Source organism: Pararhodobacter sp. (assembly GCF_036802785.1).
Lineage (GTDB): Bacteria > Pseudomonadota > Alphaproteobacteria > Rhodobacterales > Rhodobacteraceae > Pararhodobacter.
In genome coordinates this window covers 1-26,526 of the sequence record NZ_DAIRVN010000038.1, presented here as the reverse complement: position 1 = coordinate 26,526, position 26,526 = coordinate 1, and the positions used below count along the sequence as shown (strand labels likewise).

19 protein-coding genes are annotated in these 26,526 nt (G+C 65.3%); 10 read left to right on the top strand and 9 right to left on the bottom strand.

All coding sequences use genetic code 11. The features are described 5' to 3' along the window. Positions 1-357: 357 nt before the first annotated feature. The 4 genes from V7Q53_RS13550 to V7Q53_RS13535 form a co-directional block, all read right to left on the bottom strand. Positions 358-2,571 carry a methyl-accepting chemotaxis protein gene (locus V7Q53_RS13550; protein WP_333829129.1) on the bottom strand — a complete coding sequence of 738 codons (2,214 nt, stop codon included), beginning with the start codon at positions 2,569-2,571 and terminating at the stop codon, positions 358-360. 123 nt (positions 2,572-2,694) lie between these two features. Then, positions 2,695-3,849 carry a M20 aminoacylase family protein gene (locus V7Q53_RS13545; RefSeq protein ID WP_333829128.1) on the bottom strand — a complete coding sequence of 385 codons (1,155 nt, stop codon included), beginning with the start codon at positions 3,847-3,849 and terminating at the stop codon, positions 2,695-2,697. A 3-nt stretch (positions 3,850-3,852) separates the two neighbouring features. Next, complete coding sequence (locus V7Q53_RS13540; protein WP_333829127.1) at positions 3,853-5,346, bottom strand: M81 family metallopeptidase; 1,494 nt, start codon at positions 5,344-5,346, stop codon at positions 3,853-3,855. A gap of 9 nt (positions 5,347-5,355) precedes the next feature. Beyond that, complete coding sequence (locus V7Q53_RS13535; RefSeq protein ID WP_333829126.1) at positions 5,356-6,681, bottom strand: ArgE/DapE family deacylase; 1,326 nt, start codon at positions 6,679-6,681, stop codon at positions 5,356-5,358. A 264-nt stretch (positions 6,682-6,945) separates the two neighbouring features. Between V7Q53_RS13535 and V7Q53_RS13530 the strand changes: the two genes are divergently transcribed. The 5 genes from V7Q53_RS13530 to V7Q53_RS13510 all read left to right on the top strand — a co-directional run bounded on the left by V7Q53_RS13530 (position 6,946) and on the right by V7Q53_RS13510 (position 13,270). After that, positions 6,946-8,559: an ABC transporter substrate-binding protein gene (locus V7Q53_RS13530; protein WP_333829125.1), complete on the top strand. Its 1,614-nt coding sequence runs from the start codon at positions 6,946-6,948 to the stop codon at positions 8,557-8,559. 100 nt (positions 8,560-8,659) lie between these two features. Then, positions 8,660-9,601: an ABC transporter permease gene (locus V7Q53_RS13525; protein ID WP_333829124.1), complete on the top strand. Its 942-nt coding sequence runs from the start codon at positions 8,660-8,662 to the stop codon at positions 9,599-9,601. Further along, positions 9,598-10,488: an ABC transporter permease gene (locus V7Q53_RS13520; RefSeq protein ID WP_333829123.1), complete on the top strand. Its 891-nt coding sequence runs from the start codon at positions 9,598-9,600 to the stop codon at positions 10,486-10,488. Before V7Q53_RS13525 ends, V7Q53_RS13520 begins: the two co-directional genes overlap by 4 nt. Next, positions 10,485-12,131, top strand: coding sequence for an ABC transporter ATP-binding protein (locus V7Q53_RS13515; RefSeq protein WP_333829122.1), 1,647 nt, complete (start codon positions 10,485-10,487; stop codon positions 12,129-12,131). The genes V7Q53_RS13520 and V7Q53_RS13515 overlap by 4 nt, the downstream gene beginning before the upstream one ends. Next, positions 12,128-13,270, top strand: a complete 1,143-nt coding sequence (locus V7Q53_RS13510; RefSeq protein ID WP_333829121.1) for a M20/M25/M40 family metallo-hydrolase — start codon at positions 12,128-12,130, stop codon at positions 13,268-13,270. The genes V7Q53_RS13515 and V7Q53_RS13510 overlap by 4 nt, the downstream gene beginning before the upstream one ends. Before the next feature lie 5 nt (positions 13,271-13,275). Here the strand turns inward: V7Q53_RS13510 and V7Q53_RS13505 are convergent, their stop codons facing one another. The 3 genes from V7Q53_RS13505 to V7Q53_RS13495 are packed head-to-tail and all read right to left on the bottom strand — an operon-like array spanning position 13,276 to position 18,006. After that, positions 13,276-14,448: an osmoprotectant NAGGN system M42 family peptidase gene (locus V7Q53_RS13505; protein ID WP_333829120.1), complete on the bottom strand. Its 1,173-nt coding sequence runs from the start codon at positions 14,446-14,448 to the stop codon at positions 13,276-13,278. Next, entirely contained in the window at positions 14,445-16,208 is a 1,764-nt protein-coding gene (gene ngg, locus V7Q53_RS13500) for an N-acetylglutaminylglutamine synthetase (protein WP_333829119.1), read from the bottom strand. Before ngg ends, V7Q53_RS13505 begins: the two co-directional genes overlap by 4 nt. A 19-nt stretch (positions 16,209-16,227) precedes the next feature. After that, entirely contained in the window at positions 16,228-18,006 is a 1,779-nt protein-coding gene (locus V7Q53_RS13495) for an N-acetylglutaminylglutamine amidotransferase (protein ID WP_333829118.1), read from the bottom strand. Positions 18,007-18,092: 86 nt separating this feature from the next. Between V7Q53_RS13495 and V7Q53_RS13490 the strand changes: the two genes are divergently transcribed. From V7Q53_RS13490 to V7Q53_RS13475, 4 genes are all read left to right on the top strand, one after another. Continuing rightward, positions 18,093-18,560 (top strand): MarR family winged helix-turn-helix transcriptional regulator, encoded by a 468-nt coding sequence (locus V7Q53_RS13490; RefSeq protein WP_333829117.1) that lies wholly within the window; start codon positions 18,093-18,095, stop codon positions 18,558-18,560. A gap of 134 nt (positions 18,561-18,694) precedes the next feature. Then, the gene (locus V7Q53_RS13485) at positions 18,695-19,069 is read left to right on the top strand and encodes an RcnB family protein (RefSeq protein ID WP_333829116.1); all 375 of its coding nucleotides are present in this window, start codon (positions 18,695-18,697) and stop codon (positions 19,067-19,069) included. A gap of 285 nt (positions 19,070-19,354) precedes the next feature. Beyond that, a complete protein-coding gene (locus tag V7Q53_RS13480) occupies positions 19,355-20,557 on the top strand; it encodes an efflux RND transporter periplasmic adaptor subunit (RefSeq protein ID WP_333829115.1) in 1,203 nt (400 codons plus the stop codon). A gap of 17 nt (positions 20,558-20,574) precedes the next feature. Beyond that, complete coding sequence (locus tag V7Q53_RS13475) at positions 20,575-23,784, top strand: efflux RND transporter permease subunit (protein WP_333829114.1); 3,210 nt, start codon at positions 20,575-20,577, stop codon at positions 23,782-23,784. A gap of 296 nt (positions 23,785-24,080) precedes the next feature. On the opposite strand, the gene V7Q53_RS13470 is transcribed toward V7Q53_RS13475, so the two are convergent. Further along, on the bottom strand, positions 24,081-25,022 hold the full coding sequence (locus V7Q53_RS13470) for an NADP-dependent oxidoreductase (RefSeq protein WP_333829113.1): 942 nt from the start codon (positions 25,020-25,022) through the stop codon (positions 24,081-24,083). Between the two features lie 64 nt (positions 25,023-25,086). Continuing rightward, positions 25,087-25,995: a LysR family transcriptional regulator gene (locus V7Q53_RS13465; RefSeq protein WP_333829112.1), complete on the bottom strand. Its 909-nt coding sequence runs from the start codon at positions 25,993-25,995 to the stop codon at positions 25,087-25,089. A gap of 106 nt (positions 25,996-26,101) precedes the next feature. Here V7Q53_RS13465 and V7Q53_RS13460 point away from each other — a divergent pair. Continuing rightward, positions 26,102-26,526, top strand: a 425-nt coding sequence (locus tag V7Q53_RS13460) for an AMP-binding protein (RefSeq protein WP_333829111.1), incomplete at its 3' end; no start/stop codon positions are given.

The following is a 26,526-nucleotide window of genomic DNA, read 5'->3' as shown; positions in this document are numbered from 1 at the left end:
TAAAAACATGACACATGGTTCATGTTTCATATATGGCTAGGGAAGCGGGTGATTCGTGTCAACCCCGCTGATGCCGGTTGGTGATCGCCCGGTGAGGGTATGCTCGTTTCCGCTGCGCGGCGGTTCGCCTCCGACGCCACCGTTTGCGAGACGGGCTGGCAGCTGTTTTGCATGCGGAAGGTTGGGCGGGCGGGGCTGCTTTGCCGCGTGCAAAGCCGGGCCGGCGCCGGATCGCGGTGGCACGATGCGGTCAGGGCGCGCCAATGGCGCGCCCTTTGTCTGGATGTTGTGGGCCCGACTGGGCGGATACTCAGCAGGAAGTGGATCCGGCCAGGGGGCCTCGCGCGCGCCTCGCGCTCAGAAATCGCGCCAGGGGTTACCACCGGCGGCTGCCGCTTTTGCGGGTTTTGCCGCCGCCCAGTTGGTGGACGCGCCCGCCACGGGCGATGCCTTGATCTGCGGAGACACAAGAGGAACGATCCGCCCTGCGCCGCCACTGGTCTGGAAGCCGGAAAGTTCATGTGTCAGCTCTTCTGCCTTCTGCAGCAGCGATGTTGCGGCTGCCGTGGTTTCCTCGGCGACAGCGGCATTCTGCTGCGTCACCTGATCCAGCTGGTTTACCCCGGTGTTGATCTCATCAAGGCCCGCAGCCTGTTCGGAGGCCGCCACGGCGATTTCCGCCACAAGGCCAGAGACATCGGCGGCCCGGCGCAGGATTTCCTCAAGGCTTTCACCCGTGCGGTTGACCAGTTCGGAACCGGATTCAACCTGTGTGGCGCTTTCCCGGATGAGTGTCTTGATTTCGCGCGCTGATTCCGAGGCACGCTGCGCCAGCCCCCGCACTTCGGAGGCGACCACGGCGAACCCGCGCCCCGCTTCGCCGGCCCGCGCCGCCTCGACCCCGGCGTTCAGTGCCAGCAGGTTGGTCTGGAAGGCGATATCGTCGATCACGCCGATGATCCGGGTGATCTGCTCGGAGCTGCGCTCGATCCCTTTCATCGCATTCATGGCTTCGCGTACGACCTGTGCACCCGATTCGGCATGCGCGCGGTTGTCCTGACTGGATTTTTCCGCAGCCGAGGCGCGCTGGGCGGTGGAGCGTACACTTTCGGTCAGCTGGTTGAGGGCCGCAGCCGATTGTTCAAGCGTGGCGGCCTGCGTTTCTGCCCGCGAGGAAATGTCCTGCGAGGCCGCGTTGATCTCACCTGATCCCGAGCGCACCGAATCAGCGACCATGCCGATCCGTGACACGATGCCCGACAACTGATCGACCACATCGTTATAGGCTTGGCGCAGGTCCTCGTATTCGCCGGGGAACGGGTTGTTTGCCGGGCTGTCGATATGGCGGGTCAGATCGCCCGAGGACAGCCGGGTCAGGCCGGCGCTGATATCGTTGACCACACGCTGCTGTTTGGCCATCTCGCTCTTCTGGCGTGCATCATCCTCGGCGCGCTTGGCCTCGGCCTCGGCGGTGAGGCGGCGGGTTTCAGCGGCGTTTTCCTTGAACACCAGCAGCGCGCGCGACAGGTCGCCGAGTTCGCTGCGGTGTTCACTGCCGGTGATATCGACGCTCAGATCCCCCTCGGCAAGCCGGCGGGTCTGATCGACGGTCTGACGCAGGCCGCGGCTGAGATTGATCGACAAAAGCGCCGCGGTTGCGAGACCAAGGGCCAGAATGACACCCGCCCCGACGATCAATGAGGTGTAGGTTGAGTTTACAGTCGCGATGCTGGTGTCGGCCAGATGGTCCAGATAACCCTCGGCCTCGGCGCGCAGCGCTTCCATGGCGGCTGTCAACTGCGGCACGGTGCTCTGCACATCGGACAGGCGCTGCCGGTTCAGTAGTTCGGCGTCGCGCGCAACATTGATTGCACGCCCGAACTCGGCAACGCCATCGCGGGCGGCTGCCAGCAGACCGCGTTCCTCGCCGAGCAACGCGCCGGGGGCAAGGCTTTGCAGCAGTGACTGCGTCTGTTCCAGCGGGCCGGAGGCACTTGCGAACTCGGAAATCTCTCCCCCCGCCAGGAACCGGTCCATCCGGACCCGCGTGACCAGGAACGATTCGGAGGCGCGCAGGGCGGTATAGGCCAGATCGCTGGCACCGCGTGTTTCGAGCATATCGTTCAGACGACCGATGTTGCGGCGGTGTTCGATGCCCAGTTGTTCCACGCGCTCTACTGCCGCGGTGCGCGGTGCGCTGGCGTCAAGAAACTGGCGTGCCCTTGCGACGTAGGTGTCGATGGCCCCGTCGAACTGCCGGGCGGTGGCCAGACCTGACGCAAGAAGAGCCTGCGATTCGGTTTGTGCTGTTTCCATCCATTGCTGGAACCCCTGCCGGTTCTCCTCGGTCGGGGTGACAAGATAGTTATTGGCTGCAAGCCGCATATAGGCGGCTGTATAGCGCACGCTCGTGGCGTCGACCGCACGTGTCGAGCCTGTGCTGAAGCGGTCAAGATAGGCGCCGAGCGTATGGGTGGAGGAATAGGCAAAGACTGCCAGTGCGGTCAGGAGTGCCAGGATCAGGAAGAAGCCCCCCGAGATCCGTGTGGCGATGCGGATGTTGCTAAGCATGATCGTCCCTCAGAGCTGCGATTTGCTCATACTGAGGATACGGACCTAAAGATTACCTAAACCGCGCTGGTGGAATCGCCGAAAATACGGCGACTTTTCATCAAATCGCCACACCCCCTCCGTTTAGCCCGCGCCGCGCAGTTCCACCATCCGCGCCATGATTGAGGCGCCCAGCGGCAAAATGCCGTCATCCAGAACGAAACCGGGGTTGTGCAGCGGCACCGAGCCCTTGTGGCCGATGGTGCAATAGGCGCCCGGCACGGCCTGCAACATATCGGCGAAATCCTCGGACCCCATCACGAGGTCGGATTTGATCTGCGCCTTGTCACCCACCAGCTCACGCGCCGCGCCGATCATGGCCTCGGCCAGCGCAGGGTCATTTTCCAGCACATCAAAGACGTTGCGCATATCGAGTGTGATTTCAACGCCGTAGCCCTTCGCCACGCCGTCGCACAATTCCTGCATGCGGCGCGTGACCATGTCGGCGACCCCGCGGTCGAAATAGCGCACGGTGCCTGCCAGATGCGCGGTTTCGGGGATCACGTTATAGGCCGCGCCCGCGTGAATCTGGGTGACCGAGAGCACCAGTTGTTTGGTCGGCGGCACATTGCGCGCGACGATGGATTGCAACTGCTGCACCAGCGCGGTGGCAATCACGATTGTATCAATGCCGCTTTCGGGCATGGCGGCGTGGCAGCCCTTGCCGGTGATGTGGATGTCAAAGAAATTGGCCCCCGCCATGGCAGACCCCGGTTTGACACCCACCACGCCCGGTTCGTGATAGGGCGAATTGTGCATGCCGTAGATTTCATCGCAGGGGAATCGCTCGAACAGACCGTCAGCCAGCATGGCGCGCGCGCCGCCCAGCCCCTCCTCGGCGGGCTGGAAGATGAACACTGCCGTGCCTGCGAAATCGCGGTTCTCAGACAGATAGCGGGCGGCACCCAGCAGCATCGTGGTATGGGCGTCATGGCCGCAGGCATGCATGACACCCGGCGTTTTCGAGGCCCAGGGCAGGTTGGTCTGCTCATCAATCGGCAGGGCGTCCATATCGGCGCGCAGTCCGATGGTGCGGCCCGGGCGATCACCCTTCAGCACGCCGACAACGCCGGTCTTGCCGATGCCGGTGGTCACCTCGATCCCCCAGGAGCGCAGCTTTTCGGCCACGATCCCGGATGTCCGCACCTCCTGAAAGCCAAGTTCAGGATGTTCGTGCAGATCGCGGCGAATGGCGGTCAGGTCGTCGGCGAAAGTGTTGATGCGGTCCTGAAGGGTCATGTCTCAGATTTCCTTTGGTTCAAATGCCGCGCCCATGGGCGACAGGCGCAGCCCGCGGCGCAGGTGGCGCCAGGGCAGGGTGGCGGGGTTCACGGCCATCGGGCCGGGCGACTGGCAGACGAGGATGTCTTCGGCGATGGGGGTAAAATCGGCGCGGAAGTGGTTGGAGCTTTTCACCACAAGGATCTTTTCACGCTCAGGCACAATGCCAAGGCTGGAGAACATCGCCCGGTCTGCCATCTGCGCCTTGGCCGAGGTCAGCGCGATGCGCACGCCCTCGATGCGCAGGCAGGCTGAGGGGCCCATTTTCATCACCCGCCCGCCGTAATAGGGGCCGGGCGCGGTGAACACGCCGTCGCTGAGCTTTTCCACAAGATATCTGGCCCTGAGCGGGGCATCTCCGGGCACGCCGGAATGGCCGCCAAGCGCCAGTTCCACCACGGCCCCTTCGCCCGCTTCATGCGCGGCCTGCGCAGCGACAGGGTCGAACAGATTGCCGATGGCGCCCGAGGCACCGGCTTCCAGCATGGCGCGCAGCATGCCCGTGGTGTCGCTGTTCGCGCCTGCGCCGGGGTTGTCCTGCGTGTCTGACAGGATGACGGGGCGGGTGGCGCTGGCCGCAAGGCGCATGGCCTCGGCCACCCCTTCAGTGGCAGACCAGACGCGGCCGTTGAAATCAGGCTCGGCTGCCTCAGCCGCATCCATCATCGCGCGCGCGGCGTCACTGGCCCCCGGCCCATAGGCCAGCACGCTCATGCCGCAATCGGGGAAATCGGCGGCGGGGAAGCCCATGTTGAAGCTTAGCGCGGTGACATCCTGCGCGATCTCTTCCAGCCGCTGGTAAAGCCCGCGCGCAGGCTCGCCCCAGGTGCTTTGCCAGGCGATGGCCGTCAGGAATGGGGCTTGCAGAAAGGCCTTTTCGGGCCGCTTGCCGGTTGCGACCATCTGCGCCAGTACCTGTGCCGCCCGCGCGCCGGTTTCCGTCATGTCCACATGCGGATAGGTGCGGTAGCTTTCCAGCAGATCGGCCTTTTCGACCATCAGCGGCGTGACATTGGCATGCAGGTCCAGCGCAACAGCAACCGGCACATCGGGGCCGAGCAGGGCGCGCAGGCGGGCAAGCAACGCGCCTTCGCCGTCATCCAGATGCTCGGTGACCATCGCGCCGTGCAGGTCCAGAAACACGCCGTCCAGCGGGCCGGCCTGCGCGATCAGGTCCAGCAGCCGCCCGGCGATACGCTCGAACGCGTCTTCAGTTACCTGCGCAGAGGGGGAGGCCGCGCACCAGAGCGTCGGCACCATGTCCCAGCCCAGGGCATGGCCGGTGTGGATGGCCCCGGCGATGGCGGCGTTCACCTGCGCGAGGTGTTCGATAATCGCTTCGCCCTCGCGGATATGGCCATAGCCGCTGCCGCCGTCAAAATCGGCATAGGTTGCCTTGGAGGGGCCGAAAGTATTGGTTTCGTGCAGAAATCCACCGATAGCGATACGGGGCATGAACCCTCCTTAAAGCGGGTTGAGCCCGCACCAGCGGGCGATGAACAGGGCCAGAACCTCGGTCACGTCCTGCACCGATTGCAGGTTCACGCGCTCATCAAAACCGTGGATATTCTCCGCATGCGGGCCAAAGCAGAACGACGGGATGCCGTAGTAGAGGCCGTAGAACCGGCTGTCGGTCAGCGCGGTCATCTTGTGTTCGGGCACTTTGACAGGGGCGCCACGCAGGATGCCCAGCGATTCGGCCAGCAGTGCCTCGGCCTCTTCAGCGCCTTCCAGCACATAGCCTTCGGCCTGAAAGCCGTTCCAGACCACCTCGGGCGGGCTGTTGGACAGGAAGGGGTGGCCAAGCGCCGCTTCTGCCACGCAGTGTTCGATCTCAGCACGGCAGCGGGCCAGATCCCAGCCGGGCAGCAGGCCCATGCGGCAATCGACATCGCACCATGCCGGCACGCTTGACGCCCAGTCACCCCCCGCAATCTTGCCTGCGTTGAAATTGAGCGGGTGGTGCACATCGCCGTAAACCGGGTCTTGCCCCGCGCGGGTGTTCCAGTCGCGCTCCAGCCCTTTGAGCGCGCGGATCACGTCATAGGCGGCCATGATCGCGTTTGACCCTTCGCCCGCCGAGGCCACATGGACGGGCCGCCCGCGCACCCGCAGCTTGAACCACAACACGCCGATCTGGGCACGGTTGAGCGACATGTCCGAGGGTTCGGGGATCAAGGCAAGGTCGGCACGGTAGCCCCGCTGCAAGGTCGAAAGCGCGCCCAGCCCGGTTGATTCCTCCTCGATGACCGACTGGAAATGCACCCGTGCCGCAGGCTCGAACCCGGCGCGGCGGATCGCATCAAGCGCAAAAAGCGCGGCCACGGTGCCCGATTTCATATCACCGGCCCCACGCCCGTACATCCAGCCATCACGGATTACCGGGTCAAAGGGCGGATCTGACCACATCTCCAACGGCCCGGCGGGAACGACATCCAGATGCCCCTGCAGGATCAGCGAGCGGCCCTTTTCCTGCGCGGGGCGGTGGGTGCCGACCACGCTGCGCGCGCGCGAAAAATCCCCCTCGATGGGGCCGAAACCGGGCAGCGCCTCAAGATCGGACAGCGCGATGGTCCAGTCGTCAACCTCATAGCCGCGCTGGCGCAGGGCGTCATGGATGAAATCCTGCGCGGGACCCTCTTCAAAGCGCAGGCTGGGGATGCGCACGAAATCAGCCAGAAAGCGGGTCTGTGCGTCGAAATTCTCTGCAACCGCGCGGCGGATGGCGCTGAGGGCCTTTTCATCCGGGGCCGTCCCATGCGGTGCCGTTTTGTCGCTTTCAATGGTCATGCGCTGCCCCCGGTTTGCTGAACCTGTGCAGGATGCGATGCTTTTCGCGGCATTGCCAGCCCCGTTTATGCCCGGATCCGGGCGCGGCATCCCGGGGGTATCAATAGCTGAGCATCGCCCGGCCAAGAATCATTTGAACGCAAACAGAGTGATTGACAGGCTTCAAAGCGCGCGCCTACGATGAAGGCTCAAACAACAAGAATTGCGCCGCTATCGGGTGCATTGCCCCCGGCGGACGTATCCACAACGATGGGGAGACAACAGATGTTTACAAGAATGCCCAAGGCGGTCGGAAGGCTGCTGCGCAATACCGCCGCCGCCGCCCTGATCGCGGGCTCTGCGGCCGTGGCAACACCCGTCAGCGCCGAAACGCTGCGCGTGGTGATGCATTCGGCACTGCGCGTGCTCGATCCGATCATGACCACCGCCTATATGAGCCGCAACCATGGCTACATGATCTATGACACCCTCTTCGCGCTGGATTCCGACATGTCGGCGCAGCCGCAGATGGTGGACAGCTGGACCGTGTCGGACGACGGTCTGGAATACCGCTTCACCCTGCGCGAGGGCCTCTTGTTCCATGACGGCGCGCCGGTGACCGGCGAGGATGTCGCCGCCTCAATCGCCCGCTGGGGTGAGCGCGATGCGATGGGCCAGCTTTTGATGCGCTATGTCGCCGACATGGGGCAGGATGCCGAGGATGCCAGCACCTTCGTCATGACCCTGAACGAGCCTTATGGGCTGGTGATCGACAGCCTTGCCAAGCCCTCGTCGAACGTGCCCTTCATCATGCCTGCGCGGATCGCTGCCAACACCCCGTCGACCGAAGCGGTGGAAGAGCAGATCGGTTCCGGCCCGTTCCGCTGGAACGCGGCAGAGTTCCAGCCGGGCGTGGTCGCGGTCTATGAGCGTTTTGAGGATTATATCCCGCGCGATGAGGAGCCGAGCTGGGCCTCGGGCGGGAAAGTCGTGCATGTTGATCGTGTTGAATGGATCGCCATGCCGGATGACCAGACCAAGCTGAACGCGCTTCTGTCAGGCGAAATCGACTATTGGGAAGATGCGTCGGCCGATCTGCTGCCGATCCTTCAGGCCAATCCGGAGCTTGAGGTCGCCAACCTTAACCTGCTGGGCTATCAGACCATCATGCGCCCCAACGCGCTGCATCCGCCGTTTGACGATGCCCGCATCCGCCGCGCCGCCATTGCCTCGGTCGCGCAGCAGGATGTGATGGATGCCATGATCGGCAACCCTGACCTCTATGTCCTGTGCGGCGCGATGTTCATCTGCGGCACACCGCTGGAAACCGATGTCGGCTCGGAAACGCTGGTGCAGGGCAACGGCCAGGACATGGCGCGCGAACTGCTGGCAGAGGCGGGCTATGACGGCACGCCGGTGGTGGTGATGCATCCGACCGATGTGTCCACCCTGCGCACGCAGCCGGTGGTTGTGGCACAGGCGCTGCGCGATGTGGGCTTCACCGTCGATCTGCAGGCGATGGACTGGCAGACGCTTGTGGGCCGCCGCGCCAATCAGGCGGCACCGGCTGAGGGCGGCTGGAACCTGTTCATCACCAACTGGGTGGGCGCGGATGTGTTCAACCCGATCGTGAACAACATGGTCGGCGGGCAGGGCGCTGAGGGCGGCTGGTTCGGCTGGCCCGAAGATGCCGAGCTGGAAGAAATGCGCCTTGCCTATGCGACCTCGCCTTCGCTGGCCGAGCAGCAGGAAATGGCAGCGGCCATTCAGGCACGCGTCTATGAGCAGGGGTATTACGCGCCGATCGGGCAGTATTTCGTCTTTACCGCCTGGTCGGGCGAGCTGGAGGGCGTGCTGGAAGGGCCGGCGCCGTTCTTCTGGAATATCCGTCGCAACTGACCCGCTGTCCGTCCGGCGGGGAAGCCCCCGCCGGACCATCGCCCGCGCTCCCTTTGGCGGGGCTGGCGCGGGCGCACCTTGACCGGAAAGGCCCTTTTTGATGGTCGGATACATCGTGCAGCGCATCCTCGCTGCCATCCCCGTTATGGGATTCGTGGCGCTGATTGTCTTTCTGCTGCTCAGGCTGTCGGGCGACCCGGCGGCCATTCTGGCCGGAGACGCGGCCACGCCTGCTCAGATCGCCCGCATCCGCGACCAGCTGGGCCTCAATGACCCGCTCTACATCCAGTTCTTCAGCTGGATCGCCGACATGCTGCGCGGCGATTTCGGCACCTCGCTTCTGTCAGGCACCCCGGTCACGCAGATGATCGCCCAGCGGATGGAACCCACACTGAGCCTGGCGCTGACCACCATCACGCTTTCGGTAATCATCGCAGTGCCGCTGGGGGTGATCGCCGCATGGAAACAGGGCACGCTGATCGACCGCTTCGTGATGCTGATCTCGGTGGTGGGCTTTTCCGTGCCGGTCTTCGTGATCGGCTATCTGATGATCTCGTTCTTCTCGATGGAGCTGCGCTGGTTCCCGGTGCAGGGCTTCCGCTCGATCACCCAGGGCGTCGGCCCGTTCGTTGAGCGCATCACCCTGCCCACGCTGACGCTGACGCTGCTTTATGTGGCGCTGATCGCGCGGATCACCCGCACCTCGATGCTGGAAATCCTCAATGAAGATTACATCCGCACCGCGCATGCCAAGGGCTTGCCGGAACGCAAGGTGCTGATGCGTCACGCGCTGCGCAATTGCTCGGTGCCGATCATCACCGTCATCGGCATCGGTTTTGCGCTGATCATCTCGGGCGTGGTGGTGACGGAATCGGTGTTCAACCTGCCGGGGCTGGGGCGGCTGACGCTCGATGCGGTGCTGGCGCGCGACTATCCGGTGATTCAGGCGGTGATCCTGCTGGCCTCGCTGATCTATGTGCTGGTGAACCTGCTGATCGACATCGCCTATGTCCTGCTTGACCCGAGGATCCGCTACCAATGAGCGATACCGCGCTGAATTTCTCCCGTAATGAGCGCCCCTCGGCCCTGCGCAAGATCCGCGATGTGCTCCTGTCCAGCCCTGTCGTGCTGCTGGCGGCGGTGGTGCTGGCCGTCATCGTGCTGGCCTCGGTCTTCGCGCAATGGATCGTCCCGCATGACCCCACGCGGCTGACACCCTCGGTGCGGCTGCGCGCGCCCGATGGCACCTATTGGCTGGGGACCGATGCCTATGGCCGGGACCTGTTGTCGCGCGTCATCATGGGCGGGCAGATGTCGCTGGCCATCGGCCTGACCGCGTCCATCGTGGCGGTGGGGGCGGGGCTGGTGATGGGGCTTATGGCAGGCTATGTGCGCTGGCTTGATGCGGTGCTGATGCGCTTTGTCGACGGGCTGATGGCCATTCCCAACATCCTGCTGGCCATTGCCATTGTCGCGCTCTGGGGTGCCGGGTTCTGGACCGTGCTGATCGCCATTACCCTGCCCGAAGTGCCGCGCGTGGTGCGGCTGGTGCGGTCAGTGGTGCTGTCGGCGCGCGAGGAGCCCTATGTCGAGGCGGCGATTGCGGCGGGTTCCTCAACCTTCCTGATCATGCGCCGTCATCTGCTGCCCAATACGGTCGCACCGCTGATCGTGCAGGGCACCTATATCTGCGCTTCGGCAATTCTGGTGGAGGCGATCCTGTCCTTCCTTGGTGCGGGCATCAACCCCGAGACCCCCACCTGGGGCAATATCATGGCCGAGGGGCGGCTGTACTTCCAGATCAACCCGGGCATCATTCTGTGGCCCGGGCTGGTGGTCTCGGTCACCATTCTGGCGATCAACCTTCTGGGGGATGCCGTGCGCGATGCGCTCGACCCCCGGATGGCAAAACGGGGAATTGACCGATGAGCGCGCCTGTCCTCGATATCCGCGGGCTGCGCATCGCCCTTGATGGCCGTGCCGATCAGGAACTGGTCAAGGGCCTTGACCTGGCCATCCAGCCCGGCGAAACCATGTGTCTGGTGGGTGAATCCGGCTCTGGCAAGTCGCTGACCGCGCTGGCGGTGATGGGGCTGCTGCCCAAGGTGCTGCAGGCCTCCGCCGGTCAGGTGCTGTTGCAGGGCACCGACATTCTGCGCGCCCCGGTGCCGCAGTTGCGCAAACTACGCGCCACTGCCATGTCGATGATCTTTCAGGAGCCGATGACGGCGCTGAACCCCGTCGCGCGGGTGGGTCGCCAGATTGAGGAAGTGCTGGAGGTTCACACCAATCTGTCCCCGAACAAGCGCAAGCACCGCGTTCTGGAGATGATGGAAGCGGTGCATCTGCCCGATATCGAGCGGCTTTACCGAAGCTTCCCGCATCAGCTTTCGGGCGGGCAGCGCCAGCGTATCATGATCGCCATGGCGCTGATCATGCAGCCCAAACTGCTGATCGCCGATGAACCCACTACCGCGCTGGATGTGACCACGCAGGCGCAGATCCTGTCCCTGATCCGCGAGTTGCGCGAGAAGCAGGGCACGGCGGTGCTGTTCATCACCCATGACATGGGCGTTGTGGCCGATATCGCCGATAATGTGACGGTGATGAAACTGGGCGAGGTGATGGAGGCGCAAAGGACCGAGGCGCTCCTGCGCACGCCCCGCACCGATTACACGCGCGAATTGTTGCAGGCCGTGCCCAGCCATGTGCCGCGCGCCGCGCGCGCCGACAGCACAGCCGCCGTGGTGTTGCAGACCAAGGCGCTGAACAAGACCTATACGGAAAGCGGCTGGCTGCGCAAAACCCGTGCAACCATGGCGGCCAAGGACGTGGCGCTGACCCTGCGCGCCGGGCGCACGCTGGGGATTGTGGGTGAGTCGGGCTCGGGCAAATCGACCGTGGCGCGCTGCATCATGCGGCTGATTGACCCCACTTCGGGCCGGATCGAGATTGGCGGCACCGATATCGCAACCCTGCCGCGCGGCCAGCTCAAGCCACACCGGCGCAAGTTCCAGATCGTGTTTCAGGACCCGATGCGCTCGCTCAACCCGCGCATCGAGGTGGGCGCCTCGATCATCGAAGGCCCGCTCAATTTCGGCGTGTCGCGTGACAAGGCCATGGCCCGCGCGCGGGAGCTGATGGAGCTGGTGGGCCTGCCTGCCTCAGCCGTCGACCGCTTCCCGCACCAGTTTTCCGGCGGTCAGCGCCAGCGCATCGCTATTGCCCGCGCGCTGGCCATGGACCCTGAGGTGCTGGTGGCGGATGAGGCGGTATCAGCGCTGGATGTATCAGTTCAGGCGCAGGTTTTGCGGCTGATGGCTGATCTGCAGGCGCGGCTGGGGCTGGGCATTCTGTTCATCACCCATGATCTGGGCGTGGCCGCGCAGATCTGCGATGAGGTGATGGTCATGCAGCGCGGCGAGGTCGTCGAATACGGCCCCGCCGGGCAGGTGCTGGCCGCGCCGCAACACGCCTATACCAAAGCCCTGATCGAGGCCGCACCCGGCCGCCATTGGGACTTCGCCAATTTCCGCCCCTTTGCCGAGGGCCAGAGAGAGAAAGTTACATGACCAATCCGACCGATCTTCCTTTCGACACCGATGCCATGCTGGCCGGTCTGCGCGGCTGGGTGGAGTGCGAAAGCCCCACCTGGGATGCGGCGGCGGTCAACCGGATGCTGGACCTTGCCACCCGCGATCTGTCTGAGCTGGGCGCGCGGGTTGAGCGTATTCCCGGCGCGCGCGACCCCTCGGGCGTGATGATGGGCGATATGCTGCGCGCGCGCCTGCCGCATCCGCGCATGGGTGAGCCGGGCATCCTGATCATGGGGCATTTCGATACGGTGCATCCGGTGGGCACGATTGCCGTCAACCCGTTCCGGCGCGAGGGGGATAAATGCTATGGCCCCGGCGTCTGCGACATGAAGGGCGGCAACTACATCGCGCTTGAAGCCCTGCGCCAGCTTGCCCGGGCCGGGATCGCCACCAACCTGCCGGTGACCATCCTGTTCACCCCTGACGAGGAAATCGGCAGCCCCACCAGCCGCGCCCTGATCGAGGCCGAGGCCGCGCGCGCCAAGGTGGTTCTGGTGCCCGAGCCGGGCTTGCAGGGCGGGGGCGTGACAAGCGGGCGCTACGCCATCGCGCGCTACAACCTGAAGACCACCGGCAAGCCCAGCCATGCGGGCGCGCGGCTGTCGCAGGGGCGCTCAGCCATCCGCGAGATGGCAAAGCGCGTGTTGCAGATCGAAGAGATGACGACCGAGGCCTGCACCTTTTCCGTGGGCGTTTTCCACGGCGGCACCTGGGTCAACTGCGTGTCAAGCGAGGCGCGGGCCGAGGCGCTGAGCATGTCCAAACGTCAGGAAGATCTGGATCAGGGCGTGGCGGCCATGCTGGCGCTGAGCGATGCGGAGACCGGGTTCGAGGTGTCGCGCGGCCTGACCCGCCCGGTGTGGGAGCCCTCAGAAGCCACGCTGAAACTGGCGGCGATGGTTGAGGAACTGCACCGCGAGGTCGGTATCGGCTTTACCCACAAAAGCCAGGGCGGCGGATCTGACGGCAATTTCACCGGCGCGATGGGCATCCCCACGATAGACGGGCTGGGGGTGGAGGGAGACATGATCCACACGCTTCAGGAGCATATGGATGTGCCCAGCTTTCTGGCGCGGGCGCGCGTCATGGCAGGCCTTCTGGCGCGGCTGGAATAACCGCCTCAGCTTGCATCGTCCGGGGGCGTTACCGGCTCGATATCGACGGGCGCCACCGGCTGGCGGGTGAAGCCTGACAGCCCGGCAACAGCCTGCCGGTCACGCTGGATTTCGACGGGGCTGAGCGCATAGGCGCTCAGCAGCGCGGCAAGCGAGGTCAACGCATGGGTATGGATGCGCTCATACCCATGCGAGGCATCCACCCCGAAGGTCACCAGCGCGGTGCGCACATCCGCCCCCGCCTCGATCGCCGAGGCGCTGTCGGAACGGTAGTGGCGAAAGACATCCTTCTGCATCGGTATGTCACAGGCCTTGCACAGGGCGGCCAGCTTGCGGGTCAGGTGGTAATCGAACGGCCCGGTCTGGTCGGCCATGGCAATGGTCACGCCGAATTCGGATGAATTCTGCCCCGGCGCGGTGGTCCCGTTGTCCACCGCCACCATAGAGGCGATATCGGGCAAGAGGATGGACGCCGCGCCATGCCCGACCTCCTCGGCCACGGTGAACAGCCAGAAGGTATCGACCGGCGGGCGCTGTGCGGTTTCCGCCAGCGCCCTGATCGCGGCCAGCATCACCGCCACACCTGCCTTGTTGTCCAGATGCCGCGAGACGATGAAGCCCGAGTCCAGAAACTCCGGATGCGGGTCAATGGCGACGATATCGCCCACCTCGACCCCCAGCGCCTGCAGATCGCCCAGTGAAAAGGCCTGCGCGTCGATGCGCAGCTCCACATGGTCCCAGCCCACCGGCTGGGTGTCGATCTCGTCATTATAGGTATGGCCTGAGGCCTTGAGCGGCAGGATGGTGCCGCGATAGCTGCCATGATCGGTGAACAGCGTCGCCCGCGCGCCTTCGGCAAAACGCGCGGACCATGTGCCGATGGGCGCCAGCGATACCCGGCCATTGGGCTTGAGCGCGCGCACCTGTGCGCCCAGCGTATCCAGATGCGAGACGATGGCCCGCGCCCCGGCGGAATCCTCGCCCTTGATGCAGGCCCGGATCGCGCCGCGCCGCGTAAGGTCAAACGCCACGCCCAGCGACTCCAGCACACCGCAGACATGGCGCACCACGGTATCGGTGTAGCCGGTGGGGCTGGCGATGGCGAGAAGGGCGGCCAGCTGCTCTTTCATCCAGGCGTCGTCGATCTGCGGTATCCGGGGCAGGGGGGCGTTGGTCATCGGGTGTTGCGTTCCTTCTTGCGCACCGCCTGCGGCACCGTAAGCGGAAACAGCAGATCAATGAAGCGCTCTGCGGTGGGTTGGGGTTCATGATTGGCCAGCCCGGGGCGTTCATTGGCCTCGATGAAGACATAGTCGGGCCGGTCATGGGCCTTGACCATCAGGTCAATGCCGGTGACCGGAATTTCGATGGCGCGGGCGGCATTGATCGCCGCGCTTACCAGCTCAGGGTGAACCTGCGCGGTCACATCATGGATGGTGCCGCCGGTGTGCAGATTGGCGGCCTTGCGCACCGTGATCTCGCAGCCCTCGGGCGGAATATCGTCAAGGCCGAAGCCCGCTTCGGCCACACAGCGCTCGGTTTCCGCATCCAGCGGAATGCGGCTTTCGCCATCGGTGGCGGCCGCGCGGCGGCGGCTCTGGGTTTCGATCAGCGCGCGCACCGTGGCACTGCCATCGCCCACCACCCGGGCAGGGCGGCGGATGGCGGCGGCGACCAGCTTGTAATCGATCATCAGAAGCCGCAGATCCTGCCCGGTGAAACATTCCTCCACCACCACATCCGGGCACAGCGCGCGCGCGATCTCAACCGCCGCTTCGACCGCTTCCGGGGTGGTCAGTCCCACGGCCACGCCGCGCCCCTGTTCGCCGCGCGCGGGTTTGACCACCAGCATGCCATGGCGTTCCAGAAAGGCCGCGCGGGCTGCCGCGCTGTCCTCGTCCAGCTGTTCAGGCAGACGCACCCCGGCCTGTGCCACCACGCGGCGGGTGGCGCGTTTGTCATCGCAAAGCGACAGCGCCACGGCCGAGGTCAGGTCTGACAGCGCCTCGCGGCAGCGCAGGCTGCGTCCGCCATGTGTCAGCCGGAAGAAGCCGCCCTCGGCATCGGTCACCTCAACATGGATACCCCGGCGGCGGGCCTCATCGACGATGAGGCGGGCATAGGGGTTCAGCCCCTCTGCCGGGTCCGGCCCGGAATAAAGCCGCTCGTTGATCACGTTGCGCCGTTTCACCGCAAAGACCGGCACACGGCGGAAGCCCAGCTTTTCATAAAGCGCGATCGCCTGATCATTGTCATGCAGCACCGACAGATCCATGAACGCCGCCCCGCGCGCCTTGAAATGCTCCGCCAGACGGCGCACCAGCGATTCCCCCAGCCCGGCATGCGGGGCCTGCGGTGACACGGCAAGACACCAGAGCGAGGAACCCTTTTCAGGGTCATCAAAGGCGCGCGCATGGTCAACGCCCATGACCGAGCCCAGCACCGCGCCGCTCTCAGCGTCTTCGGCCACAAGCACTGTCAGCGTGCGCCCGTCGCGCGCCGTCCAGAAGAAATCTGGCGAAACCGGGACCATCTTGCGCTGGGCATAGATCGCATTCACCGCCTCGGCATCCTCGCGCGTGGTCAGGCGGCGGATGTGGAACCCCTTGCGCCGCCGCGATGCCACCCGGTAGGTCGACAGGTTCAGGCGGAAGGTATGCGACGGGTCAAGGAACAGCTCCTGCGGGGCGTTGGCCAGCAGGACATGCGGATCGCGCACATAGAACGCGATATCGCGCTCTTCCGGCCCCTCGGCGCGCAGAGCCTCGGCCAGCGCATCGGCGCTGTCAAACGTATGCCCGAAGATCAGCCGCCCCCAGCCGCAATCCGTCACCGCATTGGCCTTTGCGCCCCGCGACGGCTGCTCGGCGGCATTATGCAGCCGTTTGAGCCGGTGTGCCTGCGCCGCGCGCCGCTTCGGTTGCTCGGATTCGGCCATCGGCCACCCCTCCACTCTCTCAGGCGCCCTGCGCCTGAAGCCACATCTCCAGCAGCGCCACCTGCCACAGTTCAGAACCCCGCAGGCGGGTGACATGTTCCGAGGGGGCGGCAAACAGCGTGTCAAGATATTCGGGCCGGAACAGCCCGCGTTCGCGCGCGGCGTCCGAGGTCAGGGCATCGCGGCACATTTCCAGATAGGGGCCGTCGACATATTTCAGCGCCGGAACCGGGAAATAGCCCTTCTTGCGGTCAATCACGGCGGCGGGCAGCACCTGACGTGCCGCTTCCTTCAGCACACCCTTGCCGCCCTGCGCCAGCTTATGACGCGCGGGAATGCGGCCCGCCAGTTCCACCAGTTCATGGTCCAGAAACGGCACCCGCGCCTCAAGCCCCCAGGCCATGGTCTGGCTGTCGACGCGCTTCACCGGGTCATCGACCAGCATCACATTGGTGTCAAGGCGCAGGGCCTTGTCCACCGGGTCATCGGCGCCGGGGCGGGCAAAATGGGCCTCGACAAAGGCGCGCGATTCATCGCGGTCGGCCAGCCATTCCGGTGCCAGATGCTGCGCCAGCGTGGCATGGCTGCGGTCAAAGAAGGTGTCCATATAGGCTGCAACGGGGTCGTTGGAATCCTGCATCGGCGGATACCAGTGATAGCCGCCAAAGACCTCATCCGCCCCTTGCCCGGATTGCACCACCTTGATGGTTTTCGACACTTCGCGCGAGAGCAGGTAAAAGCCGATGTTGTCATAGCTTACCATCGGCTCTGACATGGCGGCGATGGCATCGGGCAGGTTCACCCGCATCTCATCGGAGGGAATGAAGATCTTGTGGTGGTCGGTGCCGTATTCTCTGGCGATCAGGTCGGAATAGACAAATTCATCGCCCTTCTCGCCATTGGCCTCTTCAAAGCCGATGGAATAGGTCGCCAGCCCCTTCTGTCCCTGTTCCGCCAGCAGGCCGACAATCAGCGACGAATCCACGCCCCCTGACAGCAGCACCCCAACCGGCACATCGGCCACCATCCGGCGGCGCACGGCGGTGCGCAGCCCGTCCAGCACCATTTCCTGCCACTCGGCCATCGGGCGGCGGGCATCCTCGGCGGAGCGCTCAAAGCTTGGCTCCCAGAACAGGCTGGCGCGGCTGGTGCCATCGGGCTCGATCACCCGGATCGTGGCGGCGGGCAGTTTGCGCACGCCCGCCAGAATAGTGCGCGGGGCGGGCACCACGGCATGCCATGTCATGTAGTGATGCAGCGCCACCCGGTCGATGCTGGTATCCACATCGCCCGCCGCCAGAAGGGCGGGCAGGGTCGAGGCAAAGCGCAGCCGGTCGCCGGTCTGGCTGTAGTAGAGCGGTTTGATGCCGAAGCGGTCGCGCACCAGCGTCACACGGCCCGTGTCACGCTCATGAAGGGCGAAGGCGAACATGCCGTGAAAGCGCTTCGGCGCTTCCGGCCCCCATTCGGCCCAGGCCTTGAGGATCACCTCGGTATCCCCGCGTGAGGCAAACCGGTGGCCCTTGCCCTCCAGCTCGGTGCGCAGTTCGGGGTAGTTGTAGATACAGCCGTTGAAGGCGATGGTCATGCCCAGATGGGTATCGACAAAGGGCTGGGCCGATGCCTCGGACAGATCAATGATCTTCAGCCGCCGGTGACCGAACCCCACGCGCCCGCGCAGGACAATTCCGCCGCCATCCGGCCCGCGCCGGGCCATGGCATCGGCCATCCGCTCAATCGCCGCCCCTGAGGCCATCGCCCCGCCCTTGAACCGGATCTCTCCGCAGATACCGCACATGCCGGTCACGTGCCTCCGTTGTGGTTTGATTTGACGAATAATAATTAGTGTAATAATCATTAAGTTTCAACCATTCGGGGTCAAAAATGGAGCAGACGGACGAATATCTTATACTTCTCAAACAGATACGCAGGCTGGCGCGGGCGCTTGACGTGCAGTCGCGGCGCATTGACCGTGAGGTTGGCCTGACATTGCCGCAACTCGTTGTACTGACCGCGCTGGGGGAAATGGGGGAGGTTACCAGCCGCGCCCTCTCTGCCCGCGCCGATATCAGCCCGCCCACGGTGGTGGGTATCCTCGACAAGCTGGAGGCGAAGGGGCTGATCCAGCGCTACCGTTCCCGGAAAGACCGGCGCATCGTGCATGCCCTGATTACCGAACGCGGGCATGAGGCGTTGCTGACCGCGCCTGACCCGCTGGGCGCGCGCATCAGTGGCGGGTTCCGCGCGCTTTCCGCCAGCGAGCGCGCGACGGTGCTGGCCGGGTTGTCACGGCTGGGCGAGATGGCCGCCGCCGAGGAAGCTGCCGAGGGCGGGGTGTTGCCGGAGGCCTGAGGCCTGAGGCGGGGCAGGCGCGGCTTTCCGGTCAACGGGCGACATAACAGGTTGTTTACCGGCCTTTGCGCCGGAAACACGCGGCGCGCCCGTTGGAACATCATGCCAATCCACCCGGACCCGAGGAGAAACGCATGAAAATCACCCTTCCCACCGCCGTGGGCCTTGCGCTGATCGCCACGTTGAGCGCCGCGCAGGCCCAGCCGATGCATGGCCACCGCAACGGCCCGCCGGGCTGGTCTTCCGCCCCGCAATGGGGCGCGCCCCCGCCGCGCCATCACCGGGGCTATGCACCGCCCCCGCCGCAACAGCGCTACCAACAGCAGGCCACCCCGGTCGTCGGTCAGAACCTGCCGCGCGGCACCCGGTTCACGCCGGTGCGCGACCTCTGGCGCTACGATCTTCCGCGCCCGGCCTATGGCACAACCTGGGGGCGCACCGGCAACCATCTGGTTCTGGTCTCTGACCGCGACTACCGGGTTCTGCGCGTCATCCGCCTTGTCGGATGATCCGCTATCTGCACAGGGGGCAGGCGGCATACGATGGAATGCTGTGCATCGGGCAACGGTTTGCGAAATGTTTATCAGCCTTGGTGCGGGGCGCGCTTGCCCAGCAAGCGCTGACAGTCCATGATCGCCGCGACCGGGCCTTCCGGGGCATTGTGGCCCGCATTTCAGCGTGCCCGGCCCCTTCCGGGCTTGAAAACGCGCGGGGTATATCGCCTTTATCCGGTGCTGCACTAGGTTAGCACAGCAAGCGCCAGACGGGGTTGCCAGCGACAGGGAATGGCACGAATGCGAATGATCGTTCGGATAATCGGACAAGGGGCGCTGATTGCGCTGGTTCTGATCGTGGCAGCGGTGGCCTGGGCGATGATGCTGCCCTCGTCGCATGCGCTGCTTGACCGCGCAGGGGTATTGCAGCCTATGGTCCGGCTGGGCGTGCCGCTGGCGCGCGGCGCACAGATTGATGGCCCCGTTGCCGGCGGAGGGACTGCGCGCGGCGCGGTGCCGGTGCTGACCGCGCCGGTCGGCGAGGGTGAGATGAGCGACCGTGTCGCGGCCATCGGCACGGGGCAGGCCCTGCATTCGGTGATGCTGGTGCCCGAAGTGTCAGGCCGGGTGTCGGAGATTTTTGTCTCGGCGGGGCAGCTGGTCAGCGCGGGCACGGTTGTCGCCAGCCTGGACCGCGCCGCCGAGCAGATCGCCCGTGACCGCGCCGAGCTGATGCTGGACGAGGCCCGCGCAACGGCTGAGCGGCTGGGGCGTCTTCAGGCCACGGGGACCGCGACAGAAGTGCAGATCCGCGAAGCATCGCTGGCCGTGCGCACCGCCGAACTGACCGTGCGTCAGGCCGATTTTGATCTTGCGCGGCGCGAGATCGTGGCGCCGATCACCGGCTGGATCGGCATTATCGAACCCGAAGTGGGCGCGCAGGTCGGGCCTGGAACTACCATCGCCCGCATTGACGACCGCTCGATCATTCTTGTCGATTTCAGCGTGCCTGAGCGTCTGGTTGGCCGCATTGCCCCGGGCGATGCGCTGGGTGTGAGCCTGCTGGCGCGCCCGGATGTCACGCTGGAAGGGCGTATCCGGGCGGTTGACAGCCGGGTGGACCAGACCAGCCGCAGCCTGCGTGTGCTGGGCGAAGTGGCCAATCCGGATGACACGTTGCGCGCAGGCATGGCGTTCAGCATTTCCATCACGCTTCCGGGCAGTCTGTATCCCGCTGTCGATCCGCTGTCGATCCAGTGGGGCAACGAGGGGTCTTTCGTCTGGGTCGTGCGCGAGGGGCGCACCACGCGCGTTCCGGTACGCATCCTGCAACGCAGCGATGGCGCGGTGCTGGTCCGCGGTGCGCTGCAACCCGGCGAGCGGGTGGTGCGCGAGGGGGTGCAGGCGCTGCGCGAGGGCTCCGAGGTGCAGGACCGCGCCCAGAGCATGTCTGACGACGGGGCGGAGCGGGCCGGAACAATGGCCGATCCGTCAGAAAGCTGACGGGCGGGGGTATGAGCATGAAATCCGACACACACGCGACGCCGCCTGACACCAGCCCCGGCGGCGGTGCGGGCATCCCCCCCGATATCAACCCGGCGGCGCTTGAGGCGCAGCGCTCGGGCACGGCGCTTTTCGTGCGCCGGCCAATTCTGGCCTTTGTCCTCAGCGCGCTGATCGTCATTGCCGGGCTTGCCGGGCTTTATGGTGTCGAGGTGCGCGAGCTGCCCGATGTTGACCGCCCGGTGGTCACCGTGACCACCACCTTCGGCGGCGCCGGGCCTGAAACCATTGACCGTGAGATTACCGGCGCCATCGAGGGCGCAGTGGGCCGGGTGGCCGGGGTCAAGGCGATATCCTCCTCCTCGCGCTTCGGGCGCAGCCGGGTGGTGGTTGAATTCGCCGACGGGGTGGACCTTGACCTCGCCGCAACCGATATCCGCGACGCCATCGGCCGCATCCGCAACAACCTGCCGGATACCGTGGATGAGCCGCGCATCGTCAAGGCCGATGCCAATGCCGACGCGGTGATGCGCATCAGCGTGACCTCTTCCACCCGTTCGGTGCAGGAACTGACGCGGCTGGTGGAGGATCTGGTCGAAGACCGGCTGATCTCGGCCCCCGGTGTGGCTGACCTTCAGATTTTCGGCAACCGTCAGCAGGTGTTCCGTGTCGATGTTGACATGATGCAGCTTGCCAGCCGGGGGCTGTCACTGGCCGATGTGCGCAATACGCTGCGCAATGTCTCGTTCGACGTGCCAGCGGGCGCGCTTTCAAACGACAGTCAGAGCATCTTCGTGCGCACCACCGCCTCGGTCACCACGCCGGAGGCGTTTGAGGCGCTGGTGGTGCGGGGCGATACGCTGATGGGCGACGTGGCGCAGGTCTCGCTGGGGCCCGCGCCGGGGGAAAGCATTCTGCGCGCCAATGGCCGCAACGGCATCGGTATCGGCATCATCCGGCAGGCCACGTCAAACACGCTCGATATCTCGAACACTGTCACCGCGGTGGTGGCCGAGCTTGAGCAGATCCTGCCTGAGGATGTCAGCATCTTCATCACCTCGGACGAGGCCACTTTCGTGCGCGGCGCGATTACCGAGGTGATCAAGACGCTGGGCATGGCGATTCTGATCGTGGTGGGGATCATCTATCTGTTTCTGCGTGACGTGCGCGCCACGCTGATCCCGGCGCTGACCCTGCCGGTGGCGTTGGTCGGCACGATCGCGGCGATCTATCTGGTCGGCTTTTCCGTTAACATCCTGACCCTGCTGGCGCTGGTGCTGGCCACGGGGATGGTGGTGGATGATGCCATCGTGGTGCTGGAAAACATCGTGCGACGGCGCGCGCAGGGCATGGGGCCGCGCGCGGCGGCGGTTCTGGGCACGCAAGAGGTGTTCTTCGCCGTGGTCACCACCACCGCCACGCTGGCCGCCGTGTTCATTCCGCTGTCGTTCCTGCCGGGGCAGACGGGCGGGCTGTTCCGCGAATTCGGCTTCACGCTGGCCATGGCGGTGCTGCTGTCGTCGGTCGTGGCGCTGACCCTTTGCCCGGTGCTGGCCAGCCGCCTGCTGCGCCCGGCAAAAGCCGACCCGACGGGGCCGATGGTCTGGCTGGGAAACCGGCTGACAGCGCTTTACCGCGGCAGCCTGCGCGCGGCGCTGGCGGCCCCGCTGGCCGTGGTGGTTGCAGCGGTGCTGTTCGGGGCCACGGCCATTCTGGTGGCCGGGCAGATCCGTCAGGAACTGGTTCCGCCCGAAGACCGCGCCGTCGCGCTGCTCAGCGTCAGCGCGCCGCAGGGTGTGTCGCTGGACTATACCAATGGCAAGATGCTGGAGCTTGAGGCGCTGGTCGCCCCGTTCATCGAGGTGGGAGAGGTTACCTTTTCCTTCTCCATCGCGGGCAGTGGCGGGCGCGAAAATACCGGCTTCATGGTGCTGACCCTCGCCCCCTGGGAAGAGCGCAGCCGCACGCAGCAAGAGATCGTCGCCGACATCAACACCGCCATCAGCGAGGTGGTCGGGGTGCGCGCCTTTGCCATTCAGCCCAATTCGCTGCGCATTCGCGGGGCGGGGCAGGGGCTGCGCTTCGCGGTCGTCGGCAGCAGCTATGATGAACTGGCCGAATATGCTGAAACGATGGTTGAGCAGCTTCAGGATATCCCCGCATTCGGTCAGGTCCGGCTCAGCTATGAAACCACGCAGCCGCAGCTTTTCATCGAGGTTGACCGCCGCCGCGCCTCCGATCTCGGGGTGAATATCGACGGTCTGGGCGAGGCGCTTCAGGCCGTGCTCGACGGGCGCAGCATCGGCACGGTCTTCATTGATGACCGCAGCTTTGATATCCAGATGCTGACCACCTCGGCGCCGGTCCGCGACCCGGGTGATCTGGAGCGGATATTCATTCAGTCATCGAACGGCCAGATCCTGCCGCTGGCCTCTTTCGTCACGCTGGAAGAGCGCGCGGTGGCCCCTGAACTGACGCGCGAGGGGCAGATGCGCGCGGTGGAGATTACCGCAGGGCTGACACCGGAACTGGCGCTTGGCGATGCCTATGCCCAGGTGCAGGAAATGGCGGATGCGCTTTTCCCTGCGGGCACGCGGATCATACCGCTGGCCGAGGCCGCGACGCTGGATGAAACCTCGTCGGGTCTGCTGATCACCTTCGGCTTTGCTATCGTGATCGTGTTTCTGGTGCTTTCGGCGCAGTTCGAAAGCTTCAATTCGGCCGTGGTGGTGATGGCCACGGTGCCGCTGGGGCTGGCCTGCGCGATCTTTGCTTTGTTGCTGACAGGGGGCAGCCTGAATGTTTATTCGCAGATCGGGCTGGTGATGCTGGTGGGAATCATGGCCAAGAACGGCATTCTGATTGTCGAATTCGCCAATCAGTTACGCGACAAGGGTGTGCCGGTGGCCGAGGCGATTTTTGAGGCATCGACCATCCGCCTGCGCCCGGTGATGATGACCATGACATCGACCGTTTTGGGCGGCGTGCCGCTGGTCATGGCCTTTGGTGCCGGGGCCGAAGCGCGCGAGGCGCTTGGCTGGATCATCGTCGGCGGTCTGGGGCTGGCGGCGGTATCCACCCTGTATCTGACGCCTGTTGCCTACCTGCTGCTCGCCCGTTTCTCGACCCCGAAGGCCGCCGAATCGGCGCGCCTGTCGCAGGAGCTGAACGCGGCGACATCGGGCAATCAGGGCGCGCCTCAGAATGCCCGGGTGGCGCAGGGCTGATGCGCTGCGCCACGTTCTGGTGTGGTACTCAGGAAAACAGAATGAAGGCCAGAAGCGCGCTGTAGGCGCATAAAAAGAGCGCCAGCGAAACGGGATCGTTGCGCCGCGTGCTTCGGTCAGGTTGTGGGTATTTCGATGACATTTGCTTACCCCCCGGGTTTTGCAGGAGCCCAGTGTGACGCGGGTTCCTTAACAAAGGTGCAACAAGCGGGGGCCTTCAGGCAAGCGCCAGGCTGACGCATGCGCTGTTATCCGCCGGGTACAGGCGAGAGCGGCGGGTGCCGCACCGCAGGCCGTCAGGGCGTAACCAGCATCCTCCCGCGCGAGATCTGCCCGCTGGCAAGGCGTTCATGCGCCAGTGCGGTCTGGTCCAGCGGCAGGATACCGGCGACCTGCGGGCGCAGGATGCCTCGCGCGGCAAGCGCCAGTATTTCGGCCACCGCACCGGCATCATCGGTGATCATGGCACGGCTGACCCTGACGCCGAATGCATCACCCCGCTCGGTAATCGGCGCGGCGGTCAGCCAGACAAGGTGGCCGCCGCGTGCCAGCAGCGGGTAGCAGGCGTCATGCACCGCGCCGCCCATCAGGTCAAAGACGATATCCTGCGGCGCAAGATCGGTGGGAAAGGCGCGGTCATAGGCAATCGCCCGCTCGGCGCCAAGGCTGCGCACATAGTCCAGATTGCGGCTGTGGCAGGTCGCGCTCACCACCGCGCCCAGATGCGCGCAAAGCTGCACCAGAAGCCCGCCGACAGCGCCCGCACCGGCCTGCACCAGCACCCTCTGGCCCGCCCGCACCCCCGCGGTGCGCACCGCCGCAATCCATGCCGACAGGCCCGAATTGATCAGCGCCGCCCCCTCGATCAGGTCAACCCCCTCGGGCAGCGGCACGCAAAGCGCTGCATCGACGGCGATGAATTCTGCGCAGGTGCCCGCTGAACCGGCAGGCGGGGCCATCACCGCGACCCGGGCGCCCGGTGCGAAGCCAGTCACCCCCGGCCCGCAAGCCACCACGGTGCCGGTGCCGTCACGGCCGGGAATTTTCGGAAAGGCGGGGGTGAAATGCGCGGCCAGCAGGCCCGCGCGCAGCTTCCAGTCCAACGGCGCGACCCCGGCGGCGGCCAGCGCGACCAGCACCTGCCCTGGCCCCGGCAGCGGGCGCGGCAGGCGGCCTGCGGTCAGCACTTCGGGGCCACCATAGGTTTCGTACCAGACGGCGCGCATTGTATCGCTCATGCCAGCTCCGTTGTTGCGGGGCAAGCCTAGGCGCGCGGGCCGGGTGCTTCAAGCCTGAAATATCTCACCCCTCAGACGCCCTGCCGTCACGCGGCGCAAGTGCGCGCAGGATACCGGCGAATTGCTGGAGCGTGGGCGCGTGGTTGTCACGGGCATGAACCAGCGCCAGTTCAAGGCTGACCGAAAGGTCCTGCACCTTGATGAAACGCACCCCATGCGGCGGGCGCCACATCTGCGATGAATTGGCCAGCGCGATCCCGGCACCGGCGCTGACCAGCGCAAGGATATCAGTCTCGGTCATCAACTCGGCAATGTAGCGCGGCGTGAGGCCCAGGGCGCGGTAACGCGAATGGACATCGTCAAAGAACCGGGGGCTGGCGCGGCGCTGAAAGCCGATCAGGGGCTGACCGGCCAGATCGGCAAGCGACACCGTTTCACGCGCGGCCAGTGGCGATTCCACGGGCACAGCCAGCACCACCGGGTGACGCACCAACGGCACTGCGGTCAGGTCATCGGCGGGCAGCGCATTGTAGATCAGCGCGGCATCCAGCTGTCCCTGCCGCAGCGCCGCCAGTTGCTCGGCGGTGGGCATGGCGGAAAGCGACAGTTCCACCCCCGGAAAGCGCGCGCGGAAATGGCGCAGCGCATCGGGCACCAGCCCTTGCCAGGCCGCGGCCTCGATAAAGCCCAGCCGCAGCGCGCCGTGCTGCCCCGCCGCCGCCGCCTTGGCGGCCTCGACAGCGCGGGCGATCTGCACCTGCAACCCCCGAGTTTCATTGAGAAATGTGCGCCCCGCCTCGGTCAGCCGCACGCCACGCGGCAAACGCTCGAACAGGGCCACGCCCATCTCGGCCTCCAGCAGTTTCATCTGGCGGCTGAGGGCGGGCTGGGCGATGTGCAGGCGCAGGGCGGCGCGGCCGAAATGCTCGGCTTCGGCGATGGCGACAAAATAGTGGATTTGTCTCAGTTCCATGCAGTTTGATACCAGTTTGCTATCAGTCCTGCAAATGTTTTGAATTGGAAACATTGTGGATCTGCCCGTATCGTTCTCTGTGTAAGCGGCTGCGGAGGCAGATCGGATGACACAGGCAGCATCACCCCATGACGCTTTTGCGCGCACCGCAGCGCGGCGGCCTGAGCTTGTGTTTGCCCGTGCACCGGCCTCGGCGGCGTTGCCCTGGGCGCCTGAGGGCTACGCCATCACCTATGGCGCGGCGGCAGCGCAGGTTGCAGCATTGAGCACTGCCTATGTGGCGGCGGGCTATGGTGCCGGGTCACGGCTGGCGCTTCTGCTTCTCAACCGGCCGGAGTTCCTGCTGCACTGGCTGGCGCTGAACGCGATCGGTGCGGCGATTGTGCCGCTCAACGGCGATATGCGCCCTGATGAGCTGCGCCACCAGATGCAGGTCTCCGGCGCCGAGGCGGTGATCACCGTGCCGGGCTTCGGGGCCCTGCTGGAGGCGGGTGTGCCCGGTGATGTGCCCGTTACCCTGCATGATGCCCC

Bases quoted from the DNA above. Each gene is read 5' to 3' on its own strand.
- V7Q53_RS13550 (WP_333829129.1), bottom strand. From the start codon at position 2,571: ATGCTTAGCAACATCCGCATCGCCACACGGATCTCGGGGGGCTTCTTC.
- V7Q53_RS13545 (WP_333829128.1), bottom strand. From the start codon at position 3,849: ATGACCCTTCAGGACCGCATCAACACTTTCGCCGACGACCTGACCGCC.
- V7Q53_RS13540 (WP_333829127.1), bottom strand. From the start codon at position 5,346: ATGCCCCGTATCGCTATCGGTGGATTTCTGCACGAAACCAATACTTTC.
- V7Q53_RS13535 (WP_333829126.1), bottom strand. From the start codon at position 6,681: ATGACCATTGAAAGCGACAAAACGGCACCGCATGGGACGGCCCCGGAT.
- V7Q53_RS13530 (WP_333829125.1), top strand. From the start codon at position 6,946: ATGTTTACAAGAATGCCCAAGGCGGTCGGAAGGCTGCTGCGCAATACC.
- V7Q53_RS13525 (WP_333829124.1), top strand. From the start codon at position 8,660: ATGGTCGGATACATCGTGCAGCGCATCCTCGCTGCCATCCCCGTTATG.
- V7Q53_RS13520 (WP_333829123.1), top strand. From the start codon at position 9,598: ATGAGCGATACCGCGCTGAATTTCTCCCGTAATGAGCGCCCCTCGGCC.
- V7Q53_RS13515 (WP_333829122.1), top strand. From the start codon at position 10,485: ATGAGCGCGCCTGTCCTCGATATCCGCGGGCTGCGCATCGCCCTTGAT.
- V7Q53_RS13510 (WP_333829121.1), top strand. From the start codon at position 12,128: ATGACCAATCCGACCGATCTTCCTTTCGACACCGATGCCATGCTGGCC.
- V7Q53_RS13505 (WP_333829120.1), bottom strand. From the start codon at position 14,448: ATGACCAACGCCCCCCTGCCCCGGATACCGCAGATCGACGACGCCTGG.
- ngg (WP_333829119.1), bottom strand. From the start codon at position 16,208: ATGGCCGAATCCGAGCAACCGAAGCGGCGCGCGGCGCAGGCACACCGG.
- V7Q53_RS13495 (WP_333829118.1), bottom strand. From the start codon at position 18,006: ATGTGCGGTATCTGCGGAGAGATCCGGTTCAAGGGCGGGGCGATGGCC.
- V7Q53_RS13490 (WP_333829117.1), top strand. From the start codon at position 18,093: ATGGAGCAGACGGACGAATATCTTATACTTCTCAAACAGATACGCAGG.
- V7Q53_RS13485 (WP_333829116.1), top strand. From the start codon at position 18,695: ATGAAAATCACCCTTCCCACCGCCGTGGGCCTTGCGCTGATCGCCACG.
- V7Q53_RS13480 (WP_333829115.1), top strand. From the start codon at position 19,355: ATGCGAATGATCGTTCGGATAATCGGACAAGGGGCGCTGATTGCGCTG.
- V7Q53_RS13475 (WP_333829114.1), top strand. From the start codon at position 20,575: ATGAAATCCGACACACACGCGACGCCGCCTGACACCAGCCCCGGCGGC.
- V7Q53_RS13470 (WP_333829113.1), bottom strand. From the start codon at position 25,022: ATGAGCGATACAATGCGCGCCGTCTGGTACGAAACCTATGGTGGCCCC.
- V7Q53_RS13465 (WP_333829112.1), bottom strand. From the start codon at position 25,995: ATGGAACTGAGACAAATCCACTATTTTGTCGCCATCGCCGAAGCCGAG.